This is a genomic window from Streptomyces camelliae, assembly GCF_027625935.1.
Lineage (GTDB): Bacteria > Actinomycetota > Actinomycetes > Streptomycetales > Streptomycetaceae > Streptomyces > Streptomyces camelliae.
This window is the reverse complement of the sequence record NZ_CP115300.1, coordinates 6535461-6553883: the sequence shown is the minus strand read 5'-3', so window position 1 is coordinate 6553883 and position 18423 is coordinate 6535461. Positions and strand designations below refer to the sequence as shown.

The 18423-nt window shown below is 72.1% G+C and carries 20 protein-coding genes; 16 read left to right on the top strand and 4 right to left on the bottom strand.

The genetic code is table 11. From position 1 onward, the window contains the following. Positions 1 to 207 precede the first annotated feature (207 nt). The 3 genes from O1G22_RS30050 (at position 208) to pspAB (ending at position 2115) form a co-directional block, all read left to right on the top strand. Positions 208 to 465, top strand: a complete 258-nt coding sequence (locus O1G22_RS30050) for an SCO2583/SCO2584 N-terminal domain-containing protein (protein ID WP_225102309.1) — start codon at positions 208 to 210, stop codon at positions 463 to 465. A gap of 116 nt (positions 466 to 581) precedes the next feature. Then, entirely contained in the window at positions 582 to 1499 is a 918-nt protein-coding gene (gene htpX / locus O1G22_RS30045; RefSeq protein WP_270084184.1) for a zinc metalloprotease HtpX, read from the top strand. A 31-nt stretch (positions 1500 to 1530) separates the two neighbouring features. Next, on the top strand, positions 1531 to 2115 hold the full coding sequence (pspAB, locus tag O1G22_RS30040) for a PspA-associated protein PspAB (RefSeq protein ID WP_270084183.1): 585 nt from the start codon (positions 1531 to 1533) through the stop codon (positions 2113 to 2115). Positions 2116 to 2140: 25 nt separating this feature from the next. Here the strand turns inward: pspAB and O1G22_RS30035 are convergent, their stop codons facing one another. Further along, a complete protein-coding gene (locus O1G22_RS30035; RefSeq protein WP_270084182.1) occupies positions 2141 to 2422 on the bottom strand; it encodes a hypothetical protein in 282 nt (93 codons plus the stop codon). Between the two features lie 150 nt (positions 2423 to 2572). On the opposite strand from O1G22_RS30035, the gene O1G22_RS30030 reads away from it, so the two are divergent. Beyond that, on the top strand, positions 2573 to 3319 hold the full coding sequence (locus O1G22_RS30030; RefSeq protein WP_270084181.1) for an alpha/beta hydrolase: 747 nt from the start codon (positions 2573 to 2575) through the stop codon (positions 3317 to 3319). Positions 3320 to 3371: 52 nt separating this feature from the next. On the opposite strand, the gene O1G22_RS30025 is transcribed toward O1G22_RS30030, so the two are convergent. After that, the gene (locus O1G22_RS30025; RefSeq protein ID WP_225102314.1) at positions 3372 to 3686 is read right to left on the bottom strand and encodes a hypothetical protein; all 315 of its coding nucleotides are present in this window, start codon (positions 3684 to 3686) and stop codon (positions 3372 to 3374) included. Between the two features lie 165 nt (positions 3687 to 3851). On the opposite strand from O1G22_RS30025, the gene O1G22_RS30020 reads away from it, so the two are divergent. Next, on the top strand, positions 3852 to 4220 hold the full coding sequence (locus O1G22_RS30020; protein WP_270084180.1) for an arsenate reductase family protein: 369 nt from the start codon (positions 3852 to 3854) through the stop codon (positions 4218 to 4220). Between the two features lie 119 nt (positions 4221 to 4339). Further along, positions 4340 to 5047, top strand: a complete 708-nt coding sequence (locus O1G22_RS30015; protein WP_270084179.1) for an RlpA-like double-psi beta-barrel domain-containing protein — start codon at positions 4340 to 4342, stop codon at positions 5045 to 5047. A gap of 3 nt (positions 5048 to 5050) precedes the next feature. On the opposite strand, the gene O1G22_RS30010 is transcribed toward O1G22_RS30015, so the two are convergent. Further along, positions 5051 to 5908, bottom strand: a complete 858-nt coding sequence (locus O1G22_RS30010; RefSeq protein ID WP_270084178.1) for an alpha/beta fold hydrolase — start codon at positions 5906 to 5908, stop codon at positions 5051 to 5053. Positions 5909 to 5988: 80 nt separating this feature from the next. Between O1G22_RS30010 and O1G22_RS30005 the strand changes: the two genes are divergently transcribed. From O1G22_RS30005 to O1G22_RS29970, 8 genes are all read left to right on the top strand, one after another. After that, positions 5989 to 6453, top strand: a complete 465-nt coding sequence (locus O1G22_RS30005) for a MarR family winged helix-turn-helix transcriptional regulator (protein ID WP_270084177.1) — start codon at positions 5989 to 5991, stop codon at positions 6451 to 6453. Positions 6454 to 6605: 152 nt separating this feature from the next. After that, complete coding sequence (gene glnII, locus O1G22_RS30000) at positions 6606 to 7637, top strand: glutamine synthetase (RefSeq protein ID WP_270084176.1); 1032 nt, start codon at positions 6606 to 6608, stop codon at positions 7635 to 7637. A 68-nt stretch (positions 7638 to 7705) separates the two neighbouring features. Further along, on the top strand, positions 7706 to 9634 hold the full coding sequence (locus O1G22_RS29995; RefSeq protein ID WP_270084175.1) for a hypothetical protein: 1929 nt from the start codon (positions 7706 to 7708) through the stop codon (positions 9632 to 9634). A 320-nt stretch (positions 9635 to 9954) separates the two neighbouring features. Next, on the top strand, positions 9955 to 10524 hold the full coding sequence (locus tag O1G22_RS29990; protein ID WP_270084174.1) for a winged helix-turn-helix domain-containing protein: 570 nt from the start codon (positions 9955 to 9957) through the stop codon (positions 10522 to 10524). 69 nt (positions 10525 to 10593) lie between these two features. Then, positions 10594 to 11646: an NAD-dependent epimerase/dehydratase family protein gene (locus O1G22_RS29985; RefSeq protein ID WP_270084173.1), complete on the top strand. Its 1053-nt coding sequence runs from the start codon at positions 10594 to 10596 to the stop codon at positions 11644 to 11646. Between the two features lie 33 nt (positions 11647 to 11679). Beyond that, positions 11680 to 12954, top strand: a complete 1275-nt coding sequence (locus O1G22_RS29980) for a sensor histidine kinase (RefSeq protein WP_270084172.1) — start codon at positions 11680 to 11682, stop codon at positions 12952 to 12954. Next, on the top strand, positions 12939 to 13592 hold the full coding sequence (locus O1G22_RS29975; protein ID WP_270084171.1) for a LuxR C-terminal-related transcriptional regulator: 654 nt from the start codon (positions 12939 to 12941) through the stop codon (positions 13590 to 13592). The genes O1G22_RS29980 and O1G22_RS29975 overlap by 16 nt, the downstream gene beginning before the upstream one ends. A 149-nt stretch (positions 13593 to 13741) precedes the next feature. Beyond that, positions 13742 to 15262 carry a DUF1996 domain-containing protein gene (locus tag O1G22_RS29970; protein WP_270084170.1) on the top strand — a complete coding sequence of 507 codons (1521 nt, stop codon included), beginning with the start codon at positions 13742 to 13744 and terminating at the stop codon, positions 15260 to 15262. Positions 15263 to 15327: 65 nt separating this feature from the next. On the opposite strand, the gene O1G22_RS29965 is transcribed toward O1G22_RS29970, so the two are convergent. Continuing rightward, on the bottom strand, positions 15328 to 15723 hold the full coding sequence (locus O1G22_RS29965; RefSeq protein ID WP_270084169.1) for a hypothetical protein: 396 nt from the start codon (positions 15721 to 15723) through the stop codon (positions 15328 to 15330). Positions 15724 to 15819: 96 nt separating this feature from the next. Here O1G22_RS29965 and O1G22_RS29960 point away from each other — a divergent pair, with 96 nt between their 5' ends. Both O1G22_RS29960 and O1G22_RS29955 read left to right on the top strand, forming a co-directional pair. Further along, positions 15820 to 16347 carry a tetratricopeptide repeat protein gene (locus O1G22_RS29960; RefSeq protein ID WP_270084168.1) on the top strand — a complete coding sequence of 176 codons (528 nt, stop codon included), beginning with the start codon at positions 15820 to 15822 and terminating at the stop codon, positions 16345 to 16347. A gap of 60 nt (positions 16348 to 16407) precedes the next feature. Then, the gene (locus O1G22_RS29955; protein ID WP_270084167.1) at positions 16408 to 18330 is read left to right on the top strand and encodes a hypothetical protein; all 1923 of its coding nucleotides are present in this window, start codon (positions 16408 to 16410) and stop codon (positions 18328 to 18330) included. Positions 18331 to 18423 lie beyond the last annotated feature (93 nt).

Here is an 18423-nt window from a genome sequence, read left to right as displayed (position 1 = left end):
ACAGACGCGGCCGCACGGCACAGGGAAACCCCTCGGCTCTCCCCACGGAAGGGAGAGGACCGGGGGGTTTCCCCATGTCCGGCCGCTTCCGCCGGGGCGGGGACGTCGCGCTGACGGCGGTCCGGCAACCATTCCCGCTTCCCAGACTTCCTCCTTTCGGGGGATCATCCCTCCTGACCCTTGACGGACGAGAGAGGTTGAACGGGGATGACGGAACAGGGCGACTGGGAACGGGAGTTCGATCACCGGTGGGCCGAATCCGCCGCGCACAAGGAGCCCTCGGCGCGGGCCCGGATGCTGGCCGCGCGCTGGCGGGAGAATCCGCCGGACCCGGCGCCCTTCCGCGCCGACCCGGAGCCGGTACGGCGCCGGGCAGGGTCCTGGGCATCGACCGCCGTGGTGGTCGGCTGTGTGGTCGCGGTGATGGTACTGATCGGATTCGTGCAGTTTCACTCTGCGCACTAGGGGCGGCGCTCACAGGTACGTTTTGCTGCCCCTAGGGCCGTTCGGAACCACTTCATGGGAATCGGCAGGTGCACACTGGACAGCGGGACGAGTGCCTGACTGCGGGGTGATGCAAAATGCGGAGCCGGTTCCGGAGCGATCGGCGGCTGACCGTGCGCATGGGACTCACGATGTTCCTGCTCGGTCTGCTCTACGTGGGCTTCGTCGCGGCGTTGATCGTGCTGCTGAGGTCCTGGGTGCTGGTCGTCGTCGTGGTCGGGGCGATGTTCGTGGCACAGTTCTGGTTCTCCGACAAGATCGCCATGTTCGCGATGCGCGGGCGGGTCGTGGAGCGCGAGGAGTATCCCGAGCTGCACGCGGTGGTGGACCGGCTGTGCGCGATCGCGGACATGCCCAAGCCGGTCGTCGCCGTGTCCGATCTGGACATGCCGAACGCGTTCGCGACCGGCCGGAACCCCGACCACGCGGTGGTCTGCGTGACGACCGGGCTGCTGCGGCGGCTGGAGCCCGCCGAGCTGGAGGGCGTGCTGGCGCACGAGCTGTCCCACGTGGCGCACAAGGACGTCGCCGTGATCACGATCGCGTCGTTCCTCGGGGTGCTGGCGGGCCTGATCGTCCGGTTCGCCTTCTACTCGGGCCTCTTCGGGGGGCGCCGGGACCAGAACACGGCCGCCGTCATGGGCGCCGTGCTGGCTGTCTCGGTGGCGGTGTACGCGATCAGCTTCCTGCTGATCAGGGCCCTGTCGCGGTACCGGGAGCTGGCGGCGGACCGCGCGGCCGCGCATCTCACCGGCCGCCCGTCGGCCCTCGCCTCGGCGCTCACCAAGGTCTCCGGGGACATCGCCCGGATCCCGACCAAGGATCTGCGCACGGCCCAGGCCTTCAACGCCTTCTTCTTCACCCCGGCGGAGGGCAAGGAGCCGGGCCTGGAGCGGTTCTTCTCCACCCACCCGACCCTGGAGCAGCGGCTGGAGCAGCTGGGCCGCATCTCGGCCGAGCTGGGCGAGGCCGCCACTCCGGGGAAGGCGGGCTGAGTACATGGCACTGCGGAAGGCGGGCTGAGCCTTGGGGCTGCTGGACATCCTGCTGGGCCGTACGAAACCGGTCGCGCCCGATCTGGATCAGCTCTTCGCGCTGCCCTCGGCTGCCGTGACCCTTGAGGCCGCGGCCGGTTTCACCGCCACCGGGAGCGGGGCGGTGTGCTTCGCCACGGTGGAGGGGGCGGCGTTCGAGCAGACCCATCGGGAGGTGCAGGCGCTGCTGGACGCGGACACCGACCGTACGGGTCCGCCGGTGGAGCTGCTCCGGGACACCTACGGTTACTCGTGGCTGGTGTCCCAGCGGGACCCGGACCAGCTGGTGGAGCTGGTCAATGATCTGCACGCGGTGAACAGCGCGATGGAGGTCAACGGGTTCGGCCCGCAGCTGCTGTGCTCGCTGGCCGCGTTCCAGGACGGCACCGGCCGCAAGCTGGCCCTGGTCTACCTCTACAAGCGGGGCACCTTCTATCCCTTCGCGCCCGTCCCCGGTGCGGGCGAGCGACGGGACAGCGCGCTGGAGCTCCAGGTGAAGGCGGCCCTCGTGAACGACCTGCGCATCGAGCAGGACCTGAGCCGCTGGTTCCCGGTGTGGGGCGCCCCCGGGCTGTGACCGGGGACGCCGTGGCTCACCTGTCTCACCTGCTCTTCTCCCGCTCCTGCCGACGGGCCTCGTAGGGACGCTCGCGGCGGTAGCGCCGCTCCCACTTGGCCTGCCGGTCCCGGCGCTCGCGGTAGGCGCGGTAGCTGTCGGGCGGGGTCGGGCCGCCCGTGCCCGTGGTGGTGGGTGGCGTGCCGGGAGAACCGCGTCCGTGCGTCGCGTACAGGTACAGCAGCGCGACGGCGGCGAGCCACCAGAGATGGTTTCCGAATCCGAGGATCACCAGGACGACGGTCCCGGACGCGACGATGCCACGCATGACGGACCTCCGTGGGGTGAGGGTGGCGGGGGTGGGGTGTGTCGGCTTTCGCGCCGTTTGTTCAGCGTAGGGAGCCCGCCACAGGGGCCGCATCCCGTTTTCCGTCTGCCTTCCCGCCTGCCTCTCCGCCCGCCGTGAGTGAATGACCCCATGAGCGAACTCTCCGGTTTCACCTACGCCTTCGACGGCGAACGGCTCAGCGGGGTGCACGCCGGGGCGGCGGGGCGGGCCACGGTGGTGCTGCTGCACGGTGCGGGGAACGGCAGGAAGGAGCGACTGCTCCCGCTGCTCACCGAGTTCACCGCCCGCGGCTGTCACACCCTGGCGTTCGACTTCTCCGGCCACGGCGACAGCACCGGCGCGCTCGCGGAGTTGAGCCTGCGCCGGCGGTACGAGCAGGCGGTGGCGGTGCTCGACGCAAACGCGCCGGCGGACGACCCGGTGGTGCTCGTCGGCTTCAGTATGAGCGGGCAGACGGTCGCCGATCTCGTACGGCACTACGGCCCTCGGGTGACCGCCGTAGGCCTGTGCTCGCCCGCCGTCTACGCGCCCGAGGCCTGGGACGTGCCGTTCGGGGACGGCCGGGGCCGGTTCAGCGAGATCATCCGTACGCCGGACAGCTGGCGGAGGTCACCGGCCCTGGAGGCGTACCGGGCGTACGAGGGCCGGGCGGTGCTGGCGGTTCCGGGCACCGACGCGGTCATCCCGCCGGCCGTGACCGAGGCCGTGCAGGACGCGCTGTCGGCACGGGCCCGCTACTCCCGCTTCGAACTCCCCGACGCCGAGCACCGGCTGGGCCTGTGGTTCCACGAGCACGCCGAGGACCGGCGGGCGTTCGTGGAGTGTCTGCTGGCCGGGGTGGCCGAACCCGGTCCGCTGGAGGCGGCGCCGGCGTGACGGTGTGCCGGGTGCCCCGCCGGTTCGCGGGGCACCCGGTGCGCGGCCGTGTTCAGCGGCTGTAGCGCATGAACGCCCGGACCATGTGGCAGGTCGTGTCGGACGGCGAGCGCATGCCGATGTCCTCCGCCGTGGTGCGGATCGTGGCGTCGGAGGCCTGGGCCGGGAGGTAGACGCCCGAGTCGAGGAGGGCTATCGCGAGACGCATGGCCTTCAGCCGACGGTTGTGGCTGACGTACCACTCGCGCGGCCGTCCGGCCGGCAGCGGGCGCTTCGTCACGGGCTCGTAGGGCGAGTCGAAGAGAACGGGATGCTGGGCGGTGGACTGGGTCGGGAACGGCTTCGGCTTCAGGGCGGCAGCGGGCACGGGCATCCTCCTGTCGCGGTCAGGGTGCCGGCCGGACAACCCGGCGACACCCTCGAACACTGCTTCTATTCTACGACCCACCACTGACAAAAGCCCCTGGCCACAAGGGCCTTCGGGGCTCGCGTGACCTGGGGTGCGGGATGGTTTTCGCGTACCGTGTCCCGCATGGAAATCTGGATCAATCCGGCCTGCTCCAAGTGCCGCAGCGCCCTCAGCCTGCTCGACGCCGAGGGGGCCGTGTACACCGTCCGCCGCTATCTGGACGACGTGCCGAGCGCGGACGAGATCAGGGCCGTACTCGACCGGCTGAACCTCGAACCATGGGACATCATCCGCACCCAGGAGGCCGACGCCAAGGAGCTGGGGCTCAAGGAGTGGGCGCGGGACGCGAGCACGCGCGAGCGGTGGATCACCGCGCTCGCCGAGCACCCCAGGCTCATCCAGCGCCCGATCATCACCGCCGACGACGGTACGGCCCTGGTGGCCCGCACCGAGGAGGCCGTACGGGAGGCCCTCTCCCACAACAAGAGCTGAGCCGGTTCAACTCGCTTGTGACGCAGGTTACTTTCAGCAAGCGCTTCAACCACTGAGCAACCCTGTTCGATATCTCGTACCTAGCGACGTACGCTCCCCTACCTCTTCAGGAGGCGCGCATGTCGCGCAGGAGAACACTCGGTACGAAGAAGAAGCTCGCGCTGCTCGTCAGTGCCGCGGCGGTGGCGGGCGGCGGGGCCTTCGCCCTGGCCACCACCTCGAACGCCGCACAGCCGGCACAGCACGCGAAGACGCTGTCCGCCGGGAACTCGAACGTCTGCCAGGGGCTCGCCACCGCCCTCGGCAACAACCAGAAGTTCATCGCGGACCAGCAAGCCCACCCGGACGCCCAGTCCGCGGCCCGGATCGCCAACCGGCAGGCGGTCGTCCAGCAGATCGAGGTCCAGCAGAAGGCGGCCGGCTGCACCGTTGGGGAGTCGGCTCAGGGCTCCCAGGCGGCGCAGCAGGGCGCGGGTCAGCAGGGCGCGGGTCAGCAGGCCGGTGGCGCCCAGCAGAGTGCGCAGCCCTCGCAGTCCGCCGCCGCGGGAAACGCCGGTGGTGGTGCCGCCGCGGCCTCCGGTCAACAGGTCTGCAAGGGCTCCACCGTGACACTCTCCGGAGAAGGCGGTGCCCCGGCCGCTTCCAGTAACCAGTTCCCGGCGGGGACGACCCTGAAGGTGACCAACCTGGACAACAACAAGTCCACCACGGTGAAGGTCACCTCCGTCTCCGGCAGCTGCGTCCTGCTCAACAACGCGGCCTTCGAACAGGTCCGCGAGCCGGGCAAGTTCCTCATCCGCCACGCCGTGATCGAGAAGGTGGGGTGAGGCTCAGGAGCCGTTCAGGAAGGCGGTGAGGCGGCCGGCCAGGGTGTCATCGGCCGCGCACTGGGGCAGCGCGTGGTGTGAGACCCCCGGCAGGACGGCGGTCTCCACGTGCGGCAGCAGTGCGCGAGCCCGGTCCGCCACCGCGCGCGCCTCATGAGTCCTGCTGCTCGCGGCTGTGAGCAGCAGGACCGGCACCTCCAGGCCGCGCAGCGCGTCCGGCGCCGGGCGCGGGCCGGTCACGGGCTTCGCGGCCGGGAAGCCCGCGGCCGCCTCCTGGAGGGCGAGCCAGTCCGGGTCCAGCGGCACTCCCCCCGTCTCCCACTCCAGGAAGGCGCGGACCCGGCGGGGCGTGGGCCGCAGCAGCATCGGCAGGGCATGCAGCAGGTACGCCGCCTTGAACCCGGCGAAGCACTGGGTCGGGTCCAGGAGGAACAGGCGGCGCACCCGGCCCGGCGCCCGCAGGGCGTGGTGCAGGGCGATCCAGGCGCCGTACGAGTGCCCGCCCACGTCGGCCGAGGGGGCACCCAGACCGTCGAGGAGTGCGTCCAGCCAGGCGGCCAGGTCGGCGACCGTACGGGGGTGACGGTCGCCGGCCGGGGTGGTCAGGCCTGGCGCACCGATCAGGTCGGGGGCGTAGACACGGCGGATCCGCGCGAGGGCGGCGGTCTGTGCGTACCAGGAGGCCGAGGTGGCGCCGCCGCCCGGCAGGAGGAGCAGCGGGGGCGCCTGGCGCGGGCCGCAGGCGTTGACGTGCGTGTTTCCGAAGGGTGTGGCGACGGTCAGCGCCTCCCGCTCGGCGGGCCATTTCGCCAGGACCTTGTCGTACGCAACGCGGAAGGCCTCGCTGTCGTATCCCGCCACGGCACCGCCCCTCTTGTCTCGCCCAGCAGGACATTCGCTCAGCGAGACAATAGTCTCGGAGGCCCCGCGCGCAGCCCGACATGGAGATCGTCCACCTCCTGCGTGCCGTCGCCGTAGAACTCGGCCTGCACAGCGCCCGGTTCGCGCAGCGGAACGGCATGCATCCCACCGACGTACGCGCCCTGATCGCGCTCATGGACGCCCGGCGCGCGGGTGAGGAGCTGAGCGCCGGACGGCTCGGGGCCGTACTCGGGCTCAACTCGGCCGGAACCACGGCTCTGCTCGACCGGCTGGAGCGGGCCGGACATGTGCGGCGGGTGCGCGGTGCGCGCGATCGGCGGAAGGTCGTCGTAGAGGTGACGGAGCGTGCCGTGGCCCTCGGACAGGCCTCCTTCGGGCCGCTCGTCGAGCGGTCGGTGGAGCGCTTGCGCGGATACGACGAGGACCAGCGGGCCGCGATCCGGACCTTCCTCGAAGGGGTCCGCAAGGCCGCGGCGGAGCAGGCCCATACCCCGCCGGAATCCACCTCACAACGTGAGTCGTGACACAAAAAGACCAGGTAACACGGGGTTCACATACGAGCAATGGACGGGAAACGGCCTGTTGACAGGCTGCCCGCAGTTCGAGCGGCGCCCCAGTGCCGCAGCGCCGCAGCACCCGCAAGTGCGCCAAGACCCACCCCTAAGGATGTGGCCCCGTGACCTTCAAGGCTGAGTACATCTGGATCGACGGCACCACGCCGACGGCCAAGCTCCGTTCCAAGACGAAGATCATCACGGGTGCCCCGGCCGGTCTCGACGCGCTGCCGATCTGGGGCTTCGACGGCTCCTCCACCAACCAGGCCGAGGGCCACTCCTCGGACCGCGTGCTCAAGCCGGTCTTCACCTGCCCGGACCCGATCCGCGGCGGCGACGACGTCCTGGTGCTGTGCGAGGTCCTCGACATCGACATGACGCCGCACGCGTCCAACACCCGTGCCGCGCTGGTCGAGGTCGCCGAGAAGTTCGCCGCACAGGAGCCGATCTTCGGCATCGAGCAGGAGTACACCTTCTTCGACGGCTCCCGCCCGCTCGGCTTCCCCGAGGGCGGCTTCCCGGCCCCGCAGGGCGGCTACTACTGCGGTGTCGGCGCCGACGAGATCTTCGGCCGCGAGATCGTCGAGGCCCACCTGGAGAACTGCCTGAAGGCCGGTCTCGGCATCTCCGGCATCAACGCCGAGGTCATGCCGGGCCAGTGGGAGTTCCAGGTCGGCCCGCTCTCCCCGCTGGAGGTCTCCGACCAGATGTGGGTGGCCCGCTGGCTGCTGTACCGCACCGCCGAGGACTTCAACGTCTCCGCGACCCTCGACCCCAAGCCGGTCAAGGGCGACTGGAACGGCGCGGGCGCGCACACCAACTTCTCCACCAAGGCCATGCGCGAGGGCTACGACGCGATCATCACCGCGTGCGAGTCGCTCGGCGAGGGCTCCAAGCCGCTGGACCACGTCAAGAACTACGGCGCCGGCATCGACGAGCGGCTGACCGGCCTGCACGAGACCGCCCCGTGGAACAAGTACTCCTACGGCGTCTCCGACCGCGGTGCCTCGGTCCGTATCCCGTGGCAGGTCGAGAAGGACGGCAAGGGCTACATCGAGGACCGCCGCCCGAACGCCAACGTCGACCCGTACGTGGTGACCCGCCTGATCGTGGACACCTGCTGCTCCGCCCTGGAGAAGGCCGGCCAGGTCTGATCCGCCCGACTCCCGTGAGGGGCGCCCGCCGTCTTGGCGGGCGCCCCTCACGCATATCGTGCGCTGTCATGGAGACCCCCTGGGCGGACCTCAGCCACGCGTACGGCCCGGCCGACGACATCCCCGGCCTGCTGCGCGCGATGGAGTCCGAGGACGCCGACGTACGCGAGCAGGCCTGGCACGACCTGTTCTCCGCGCTGTGCCACCAGGGCACCGTCTACGACGCGTCCGCCCCCGCCGTCCCCCACCTGGCCCGGCTCGCCCGCCACGGCCCCGGTCACCGGCGGGAGTTGCTCTGGCTCATCGGCGGCATCGCGGACGGGTCCGCACAGCCCACCGTCCGCGGCGCCGCACGGCGGGCCGTGGCCGAGGTGCTGCCGGACCTGCTGCCCTTCGCGCACGACACCGACGCGGAGATCCGGGACGCCATGGTGCTGCTGATCGCCCACCTCGGCCATCCGTACGCCCTGCCCCTCCTCCCCCTGCTGCGCGCCCGGCTGGACGCGGAGTCCGACCCGGAGGTGCGCGAGCATGTCGTCACCGCGCTGGCGCTGCTGGAGGCGGGTGGCGGTGAGTGGCGGCACGGCTTGCTGGCCGATCCAGCACCCCGGGTACGGCTGGCCGCCGCCGAGGATCTGCTCCGCACCGCCGAACTGCCGCTGCCCGGCGACCTGGTGGACATCTGCGCGCGGGCGTACACGGCCGACCCGCACGACCGCCATGCCGGCTACTGGCCGCATCCCTACCGCCCGTTCACCCACCGGCTCGTACAGGACGATCCCGAGGCATCGCTGCGGGCCCTCGCCCAGGGCGTGCCGCTCGCCCATGAGATCACCGAGCGCTGGCGGGACCAGGAGGCGGACACACTTCCGTGGGTGCTGGCCGAACTGGGCGGTCAGGCCTGGGAGTTGTACCGGCTGGCCCGGTTCACCTGTGCGCTGCCGACCGAGGCACACGAGCGGGTCCGGGAGCGGGTGCTGCCGTACCTGGACTCGGCCGACCGGGCCGTACGGTCCGCGGCGCTCACCGTGCTCGCCCGCGCCGGTACGGCGGAGGCGGTGCCGGAGGTCGTACGGCTGGTCGAGGAGGCCCCCGGCCCGGACGACACCGTGCGTGCCGTCACCGCGGTGGCCGAGGCGTTCGGGGCGCAGGCGCTGCCCGTGGCACGGGCCGTGGCCGGACGGCTCGACGCGGCCTCGCCCCTGCTGGTCGGCATGCTGGCGCGGTATCCCGAGGTGGCCGTGGAGACCGTGCCCGGACTCGCCGCGCTGATCCAGGCGTACGCCGATGGGTACGGCGGCGGCGCGAGCGGCGTGCATGGGGCGCCCGGACCTGCGGCCGGTGCCGTCGGCATGCTCGGCACTCCTGGACCGGCCGTCGGTGCCGTCGACATGCCCCGCACAGCCGCCAGTGCCATCGCCGTACTCCGTGCGCTCGGCCCCGCCGCCGGTGCCGACGGCGCCGAGGCCCTGCGGGCGACGGCGAGCGGAGATGCAGCCTCCCCGGTGTCGATGGCCGCCGCGCTGGCGTACCACCGCGTGACCGGCGATCCGGAGCTCGCCTTGGGTCTCCTGCGCCGCGAAGTCGCCGGCCCGGCTTCGGGGTGGGTCGCGCACGCGGGGGAACTCGGGCCCGCCGCAGCGCCGTTGCTGCCGCGGCTGGAGTCCCTGCTGGCGGGCATCCGCACGGCCGGCGGGCGGGGGCGAGCGGCGCTGGCCGTGTGGCGGGTGACGGGGCGGACCGAGGACACGGTGGAGCCACTCGCCCGCTGGCTGGTCGGGCACCGGGACTGGAGCGGTCCCGGACTGCCCACGGCGCTGCCCGCGCTCACCGCGATCGGTCTTCTTCCCCGGTTCGCCGTGGACCCGTTGCGCAAGGTCGCCGAGTCCCGGCGCCGGGTCGCCTCCGACGTGTTCGTGGAGGGCGGCCCGCACCCGGACTACCTTCTGCGGTCCGCCGTACGCGCGCTGCTGGACTCCGCCACGGTGCTCGACTGAGTGATTCCTGTCCGGATGCCGAGATCGCATCTCGGACAGGGGTCCTGTCCGGCGCCCGCGTCTGCTTCAATGGGCACATGGCCAGCTTCCAGAAGTGCACCGCGACGGGTCGCCATGACCTTGAGCCCTTCTGGCCTTCCCGTCAGCACCACGACTTCGACCGGGTGTGTTGCCGCGCGACGAACGCGCGGGCCCTCTAAAGCCGTAACCCCCGGCCTTCGGCCAGCGCGAAACGACGTACGTCCCTCCGGCGCGCCCGACCACGAATCGGGGCCGTCGCATCGTCCGACGAACCTCTCGCGCGAAAGAGCTGACCTCTCATGGCGACCACTCGTTCCCTCTCCTCCGCCCCTTCTCTCACCGCTCCCGCCCGGCACCGGCTGCGCGCCGTCGACCGGGACGAGGTGATCGACGTCGCGGACTTCCTGCCGCCGGGCGCCACCTGGCTGCCCGCGCCGCAGCACACCCTGCCCACCCTGCCCGGCCAGCCGCCGATGGTCGGCTACCTGGTGCTGGTCCCCGCCGACCAGCGGCCGCCGTTCCTGCCGGTCGCGATGCCGGAGCAGTCCGCCGGGACCGAGCCGGCCCCGGACCCCGAGCCGCTGGTGCGGATCGACCCCGTGCAGCGCACCGCCAGCGTCGACGGCCGTGAACTCGACCTGACCTACCTGGAGTTCGAGCTCCTCGCGCATCTGGTGGCCCACCCGCACCGGGTGCACACCCGCGACCAGCTGGTCACCACGGTGTGGGGCTACGGCCATGTCGGCGACGGCCGCACCGTCGACGTGCACATCGCCCGGCTGCGCCGCAAGCTGGGCGCGCGGTTCCGGCAGACGATCCAGACGGTGCGCCGGGTCGGCTACAAGTACACGCCGCCGACCGCCCGCTGACCCGGCCGCCGCTCTGCCCACAGCAGAGTCCCGTGTCGGGGCGCGCCCGGAGCGGGCATGATCACCGGCATGAGACTTCTTGTGCTGGGCGGTACGGAGTTCGTGGGGCGGGCGGTCGTCGAGGCCGCGGTGGCGCGTGGCTGGGAGGTCACCGTCTTCCACCGGGGACGGCGCCAACCCCCGGCCGGGGTACGGTCGTTGCACGGCGACCGCACCGCTGCCGACGGTCTCGCCGCCCTCGCCGCCGAGCCGGGCGGCTGGGACGCCGTGCTCGACACCTGGTCGGCCGAGCCGCGTGCCGTGCTCGCCGCGGCACGTCTGCTGCGGGACCGTGCCGCGCAGTACGTGTACGTCTCCAGCCGGTCGGTGTACACCTGGCCCTGGCCTTCGCTGGGCGGGCCCGCGGAGGCCGGGGCCGTGGTGGAGGGCGCCGCGGCCGACGCGGGGCCGACGGACTACGCCCGCGACAAGCGGGGCGGCGAACTTGCCGCCGCCCGGACCTTCGGCGCGGACCGCTCGGTGCTGGCGCGGGCCGGGCTGATCCTCGGCCCGTACGAGAACGTCGGCCGGCTGCCCTGGTGGCTGGCCCGGATCGCCCGTGGCGGCCCGGTCCTCGCCCCCGGCCCGCGCGACCTCCCGCTGCAGTACATCGACGCCCGCGACCTCGCCGACTGGCTGCTCGGCGCGGTCACGCAGGAGTTGAGCGGGCCGTACGACCTGGTCAGCCCGTCCGGGCACACCACCATGGGCGAGCTGCTGGAGGAGTGCGTCCGGGTCACCGGCGCGGACGCCGAACTGCGCTGGACCGACCCGCAGGTCGTCCTCGACGCCGGGATCGAACCGTGGACCCAGCTGCCGGTGTGGACGCCGCCGGGCACGGACCTGCACAACTCGGCCCACCGCGCGGACGTGTCCCGGGCGCTGGCCACGGGCCTGACGTGCCGGCCGGTCCGGGAGACCGTCGCCGACACCTGGCGCTGGCTCACCGCGATCGGCGGCGAGGCACCCCGCCGCCCGGACCGCCCGGCCCCCGGCCTGGACCCGGAGACGGAGGCGAAGGTGCTGGCCGGGGCGGGGGGTGTACCTGTCACCACCCCCGAGGAGGGGGCCTCGGACGACTGACCCGGGGAGGGGGATTCGGCGAGACTTCAGGGCATGAACACCGACATCACGCGCGGCACGGTGCGGGCCCGTGCGAAAGAGGTCCTGCTGGACGCCGTACGCGGCCTGACGCTGGCGGTGGCGGTGCTGCCGCTCGGCGTGGCGTTCCTCGTCCTGACGCTCCTCTCCGTCGCCTTCGTCCCGCTCGGCATCGGGCTGTTCACGACCCCGGCGATCCTGACCGGGGTGCGGGCCCTGGCGGACGTCCATCGCAGGCTCGCCGAGGAGTGGTGCGGGGTGCGGATCCCGGCCGCGTACCGGCCGATGCCGGCGAAGGCCAATCCGTGGACCCGCACCTTCCGTCTGCTCGGCGACCCGCAGGTCCGGCGCGATGTGCTGTGGCTGCCGGTGAGCGTCACGGCGGGGTTCGTCACCGCGCTGCTCCCGGCGCTGCTGGTGTTCTACCCGGTCGAGGGGTTCCTGCTGGCGGCAGGGCTGTGGCGGCCGTACGTCTCCGGCGCCGGCGGCACCTACTGGTACGCCTTCGTGCCGGTCTCGGACCAGACGAGCGCCTTCGGCGCCGGCGGGCTCGCCGCCGTACTCGCCGTCGTCGCCTACCGGTTCGTCCCACGCACAATGAAGGCACACTTCAAGCTCGGCCGCGCCGTGCTCGGCGGTGACGCCGAACTGACCGAGCGGGTACGGGTGTTGACCGAGACGCGGCGGGACGCCGTGGACACCTCCGCCGCCGAGCTGCGCCGCATCGAGCGCGATCTGCACGACGGGGCGCAGGCCCGGCTCGTGGCCATGGGCATGGACCTCGGCACCATCGAGATGCTGGTGGAACACGACCCGGCGCAGGCCAAGCAGCTGCTCGCGCAGGCTCGCCGGAACTCCGCCGAGGCCCTGGAGGAGCTGCGCGACCTGGTGCGCGGCATCCATCCGCCGGTCCTCGCCGAGCGCGGACTCGGCGACGCCGTACGGGCGTTGGCACTGCGGCTGCCGCTGCCCACGGAGGTGACCGTGGAGCTACCGGGCCGCGCGGACGCCCCCGTGGAGTCGGCGGCCTACTTCGCGGTGAGCGAGGTGCTCACCAACGCCGTCAAGCACTCCGGCGCCGACCGGATCTGGGCCGACCTGCACCACACCGACGGCCGGCTGCGGATCACGGTGACCGACAATGGCAAGGGCGGGGCGGCGGTCGGCGCCGGGTCGGGGCTGGCCGGGGTCGAGCGGCGGCTCGGTACATTCGACGGCGTCCTGGCCGTCAGCAGCCCCGCAGGCGGCCCCACCATGGTGACCATGGAGATCCCGTGCGTGTTGTCGTAGCCGAAGACCTCTTCCTGCTGCGCGACGGGCTGGTCCGGATGCTGACGGCCTTCGGCTTCGAGATCGCGGCCGCAGTCGAGTCCGGTCCTGAACTGGCCCACGCGCTGGCCGAGTTGGAACCGGACGTGGCCGTGGTCGACGTACGGCTGCCGCCCACGCACACGGACGAGGGGCTCCAGTGCGCCCTCGCGGCCCGCAGGGCGCGGCCCGGACTGCCGGTGCTGGTGCTGTCGCAGCACGTGGAGCAGTTGTACGCGCGCGAGCTGCTCGCCGACGGCACCGGCGGGATCGGCTATCTGCTGAAGGACCGGGTGTTCGACGCGGAGCAGTTCGTCGACGCCGTACGGCGGGTCGCGGCCGGGGGTACCGCGATGGACCCGCAGGTGATCCAGCAGTTGCTGTCCCGGCGCTCCGCCGAGGACCGGCCGCTCGGCCGGCTCACCCCGCGCGAGCGGGAGGTGCTGGAGCTGATGGCGCAGGGCCGGTCGAACGCGGGCATCGCCGCCCAGCTCGTGGTGACGGAACGGGCCATCGCCAAACACACCTCCAACATCTTCGCCAAACTGGGACTGGAGGTGTCGGACGACGACAATCGGCGCGTCCTGGCGGTGCTCGCCCACCTCGACCAGGACCGGTGAGCACGGCCGCTGACCTGCCAACTCACCTGTTTCTACGAGGAATTTGTGAGACCGGTGAACACCTCTGAGGCGGCGTCCGTACACAAGGGCGCCGCTTCACTCCTGTCGGGCGCCTCGATGCTGCCCCGCAAGGAAGTCAGAGGAGTTCCATGGGACGCAACACACGAAAACGCCGTACGCCGCTGGCCACCAAGGCCATAGCCGCATCGGCGGCCCTAGCGCTCGGTGGGGGCGGGCTGATCTGGGCGAACTTCTACGCCTCGGCGCATGAGTCGAACAACCAGATGTGGGGAGGGAACACGACCAAGGCCGCGACGGCGCAGGTCGCGACCATCTCCTGCCCGGACGTCGGCCAGAAGCTGACGAACGTACCGCAGGCGGCCCGCCAGGGCGTGGCGACGGAGCTGGCCAACCTCGACAAGCAGATCACCGAGGCCTACAACCGGCTCGCCTCCACCCGGCAGGCACAGACGAACGACCCGAGCTTCGTGCAGAATGCGATCGTCGGGCCCCTGAAGGACAAGCGGGCGGCGACGATCGACCGGATCCGCATCGACATCCAGCGGGTCGGCGGCCAGTTCGACAGCTCGCTGTCCCAGCTCGCCGCCTGTACGACGCAGAACGCCAACCAGACCACCGCCGGCGGCCAGAACAACGGGCAGAACGGCGGCCAGAACAACGGTGGCCAGCAGCAGAACGGCGGCCAGCAGCAGGGCGGTCAGCAGCAGGGCAACAACGGCGGTCAGGGCGGTGACGGCCCCTCCGCGGCGGACTTCGTGGACATCACGAAGGTCGCGCCGAACGTCCAGGCCAAGCCGAACAAGACCCCCAACGCCTCGACGGGCACGTTCATCACGCGCTGCGGTGTGAACGCCAATCAGAACCACAACAGCGACAACGTGATCGTCGCGCCCGGTGTGACCAACGGCGCCCACCACGTGCACGACTACGTCGGCAACCAGAAGGTCAACGCGTTCTCCAGCAACCAGACCTTCCTGCAGGGCGGCACCAGCTGCCAGAACAAGAACGACCTGTCGGCGTACTACTGGCCGGTCATCCGTCTGCAGGACGGCACGCAGGAGAAGGACGCGAACGCCGACGGCGGTGGCAAGGACCTCAACGTCGGCAAGATCCTGGTCGCCCAGCAGGCCCAGATCAAGTACGTCGGCAACCCGACCAGCAAGGTCGTCGCGATGCCGCAGTTCCTGCGCATCATCACCGGTGACGCCAAGGCCTTCGTCAACGGCCCGGCCAACGCCAACGCGCACTGGAGCTGCACCGGCTTCGAGAACAGGGTCCAGCTGACGACGCAGTACCCGATCTGCCCGGCCGGCAGCAAGGTGGTGCGGACGTTCGCCTTCCAGAGCTGCTGGGACGGCAAGAACATCGACAGCGCCAACCACCGTACGCATGTGGCCTTCGCCGACCCGGCGAGCGGCGCCTGCCCGGTGGGCTTCAAGGCGATTCCGCAGCTGACGATGCGCCTGGTGTACAACGTGCCGCAGCCGGTCATCCAGAACGGCCAGGTGAAGAACGCCTACGCGGTGGACGGCTTCCCCGAGGAGCTGCACAAGCCGATCACCGACCACGACGACTTCATCAGCGTCACCAACGGCGGTCTGGCCAACACGATCGCCAACTGCATCAACACCGGACAGCGGTGCCAGTAGTGAACACCCCCTAGGGAAGCGGGCGGTGGGAGTCTCCCACCGCCCGCTTTCCTTGTTCATGGCCGTCAGTGCCCGGAGTGGGCGGAGTGGTTCGTGCCGATCTCCACGTCCCCGCCGAGCGTGCCGCGCAGCGCCTCGACGGTGCCGTCGTCGCCGACGGCGACCCACTTGCGGCCGACGAGGTAGTAGCCGCCGTAGTCCTTCGCGTCGTTGATCCACTCGCGCTGGCCGCGGTCGGTGGAGAAGGTGGCGAGGATGAACTTGCCGTCGGTGTTCGTGCAGATGGCCTGACGGATCGTGTCGGCGTCGGTCTGCATGTTCGGCTTGCACTTCACCTCGGCGGCCAGGCTCTCCAGGCTGCCGGTCGCCATGGGCGGGGCGCTCCTGGTCTCCCCGCCCGCGCCGCAGCCGGCCAGCGCCAGTACGGCAGTGGCGCCCAGCAGCAGTCGTGTCACCCTCATCAGTTCCTCCGGTCCTGGTGGCCCAAGCATGCCTCGGCTCCTTCGGATACGAGCCCCGGCCGCCGTACGCTCAAATCCGGTGCCAGTCGGGCACTGATGTGCGAAGGTGCCCGGGTGAACGAGAACTGGGAACACCGCGTGACCGCCGCCTGGGCCACCTTCGACGACTATCCGGAGGAGCGCGCGCACGAGTTCCGCGCACTGATCGACGCGCTGGTCGCCGAGCTGCCCGAGGACAGCCCGCTGGGCCCCTTCGAGCAGGCCTGCGCCTGGGACTCGACCGGGCACTCGGACAAGGCGGTGCCGCTGTACCGGGAGGCGCTGGCGCGCGGCCTGAGCGAGGTGAGCCGGTACAAGGGACGCCGGGCCAAGATCCAGCTGGCCAGCTCGCTGCGGAACCTCGGTGAGGCGGAGGAGGGCGTCAGGCTGCTCACGCCCGAACTGCTCGCTCCGTCCGACGAGTTGGACGACGCGGTGCGGGCGGCTCTGGCCCTGTGTCTGTCCAGCCTCGGCCGGGACCGCGAGGGTCTCTCCCTGGTCCTCGGCGCGCTGGCCGCCCATCTGCCGCGTTACCAGCGGTCGATGGCCAACTACGCGCGTGCACTGGTCGATCCGGAGGACTGAGCCACGGGCGAATCACCCATCCGGCGGTGACCAACCCCCGACTCACTCGTTCTCCATGACGTGCAGTCACAGGATGTAGCCCAGCGTCACGCAGCCAGCTCGGCCGGGAACCCCGGCCCGGTCGACGTCGAGCAGGCCGAGGCCGCGCTCGTCGAGCACTATCCCCGGCTGGTCCGGATCGCCTATCTGGTGCTGCCGCCGGGCCTCGGCCGCGGCCGCCGGGTGCTGACCGCACACGCCCTCGTCCAGCGCGCCCTGCCCCGCGGCCGGAAGCAGCGGCCGTCCGTGATCCCCGCGCAGACCTCGGGCCGCGAGGGCGACCTCGGGTACGCGTTCCTGCGCGAGCGCGTGCTGCGTACGGCACTGGAGGCGGCCCGCCCCCGCAAGGGTCTGCCCCGGCTCGCCCAGCTCCCGCCGCTGCTGCCCCAGGTGTGGGGCCTGAGGCTGTTCCCGCGCTCGGGCGGCGCCGACGAACTCGCCCTGGACCAGCGGCTGTCCGCCCTGTCCGGCCCGGCCCGCGCCGCCTACGTGCTGCGCGGTCTGGAGAAGCTGTCCGACGCCGACATCCGCAAGCTGCTCACCGCGGCCGGGGTCGACGACCCGGGCGGCGCGCTGGCCTCGGCGAACCGCGTGCCCGAACAGCCCGCGCTGCTCACCTCCCCCGAGTTCGACCCGTGCTCGCTGCAGGCCCGGCCCACCGATCTGATGCGCCGCCGCCAGCACACCAAGGCCGCCCTCGCCGCGGCCGCCGCGCTCGCGGTGTGCGGGGCGCTGGTCGCCATGCCGAGCGGCGGCTGGGGCCCGGACGGCGCCGCCGCGCCCGCCTACGCCGAGAACCCCGCCGCCCAGGCCGCCCTCGACCCGGCCCGCCTCACCCGGGTCTCCCCCACCACCTGGGAGACCTCCGCGCGCGCCGACTTCTCCGTGTGGCCCGCACGCGGCCCGCTCACCGGCGACCAGGCCCTGCTGCGCCGCGCCCTCGCCGTCTGGGCCCGCCCCGGCGGCACGGTCCGGGTCTCGGCGACCCCCGGCACCCAGACCGGCGGCCCGGCCGGCCCGCCCCAGCTGCTGTACGCGGGCCAGGTGAGCGGCGCCCGGGTGGTGATCCTCTACGACGGTCTGCGCATCGCCCGCTATGCCGAGCCGGTGAGCGGCACGCAGGGCGCGGCCCTGGACTTCGCCCGGGTGGACGGCGCGAGCGGTGCCGAGGCGAGCGCGCTGGTGCTGGGCCGCTCCGACGGCAATGTGCAGTATCTGACCGCGCCCTGGGTGAAGCGGGCGGCGGCCCGGGACCTGATGAAGCCCGCCGCGGCGGCGACCCCGCTCGCCCTCAGCGGCGGCGTCACCGCACCGCTGACCAGCCCGGCGCTCCAGCCCGGCAGCTGCACCTCGTGGACCGTGCTCCAGCTGACCGACGCCTCCGGCACCGAACTCGCCACCGACCTCGGCGAGTTGGCCCCGGCCCACCTCACCGCGGGCAGGCCCGGCTCGCCCGGTACGGCGTCCGACGCGGCCGGGCTGCACACCTGGGCGCCGTTCGCCTGCTCCCTGTCGGCGGAGCGCTCGGCGGGCATCCGCAGTGTCAACGCCTGGGAGTTCGCCGCGCAGCCGCTGCCCGACGGCAGCGGGGCCGGGCAGTGGGTGTGCACCCGGGCCGAGACCTGGCGCGGCGACGGCACGGCCGCGCTGGCCCAGTTCCGCACGCCGAAAGCGCCGGTCGGGGCGGTCGTCGCCAAGGGCACGGATGTGCGGGCCTGCGGGCCGCGTGATCCGCATGTGCTGGCCGGGGTGCTGTGGAAGTCGGCGGCCGGGCACTGGTATCTGCTGGCGGCGGGCGGGAAGGACACGGCGACGATCCAGGCCGGCGGCGGGATCACCGCGGCCGGGCAGGGGCCGCTGCTCGTGGCCCGGGCCGAACAGGGCGCTTCGGCGACGCTCAAGGGGACGCTGGAGGACGGCCGGGCGATCAGCGGGCTGCACTGAGGAAGCTTGGCGAGGAGGAGACTTGTCGACGGAGGAAGCTTGTTGACGGTGGCGTAAACAAGGTGCGGCACAGGGGTTCCCAGACCACCTACC

Coding starts and splice junctions, on each gene's coding strand:
- O1G22_RS30050 (WP_225102309.1), top strand. CDS start 208: ATGACGGAACAGGGCGACTGGGAACGGGAGTTCGATCACCGGTGGGCC.
- htpX (WP_270084184.1), top strand. CDS start 582: ATGCGGAGCCGGTTCCGGAGCGATCGGCGGCTGACCGTGCGCATGGGA.
- O1G22_RS30035 (WP_270084182.1), bottom strand. CDS start 2,422: ATGCGTGGCATCGTCGCGTCCGGGACCGTCGTCCTGGTGATCCTCGGA.
- O1G22_RS30030 (WP_270084181.1), top strand. CDS start 2,573: ATGAGCGAACTCTCCGGTTTCACCTACGCCTTCGACGGCGAACGGCTC.
- O1G22_RS30020 (WP_270084180.1), top strand. CDS start 3,852: ATGGAAATCTGGATCAATCCGGCCTGCTCCAAGTGCCGCAGCGCCCTC.
- O1G22_RS30015 (WP_270084179.1), top strand. CDS start 4,340: ATGTCGCGCAGGAGAACACTCGGTACGAAGAAGAAGCTCGCGCTGCTC.
- O1G22_RS30005 (WP_270084177.1), top strand. CDS start 5,989: ATGGAGATCGTCCACCTCCTGCGTGCCGTCGCCGTAGAACTCGGCCTG.
- O1G22_RS29995 (WP_270084175.1), top strand. CDS start 7,706: ATGGAGACCCCCTGGGCGGACCTCAGCCACGCGTACGGCCCGGCCGAC.
- O1G22_RS29990 (WP_270084174.1), top strand. CDS start 9,955: ATGGCGACCACTCGTTCCCTCTCCTCCGCCCCTTCTCTCACCGCTCCC.
- O1G22_RS29985 (WP_270084173.1), top strand. CDS start 10,594: ATGAGACTTCTTGTGCTGGGCGGTACGGAGTTCGTGGGGCGGGCGGTC.
- O1G22_RS29980 (WP_270084172.1), top strand. CDS start 11,680: ATGAACACCGACATCACGCGCGGCACGGTGCGGGCCCGTGCGAAAGAG.
- O1G22_RS29970 (WP_270084170.1), top strand. CDS start 13,742: ATGGGACGCAACACACGAAAACGCCGTACGCCGCTGGCCACCAAGGCC.
- O1G22_RS29965 (WP_270084169.1), bottom strand. CDS start 15,723: ATGAGGGTGACACGACTGCTGCTGGGCGCCACTGCCGTACTGGCGCTG.
- O1G22_RS29960 (WP_270084168.1), top strand. CDS start 15,820: ATGTGCGAAGGTGCCCGGGTGAACGAGAACTGGGAACACCGCGTGACC.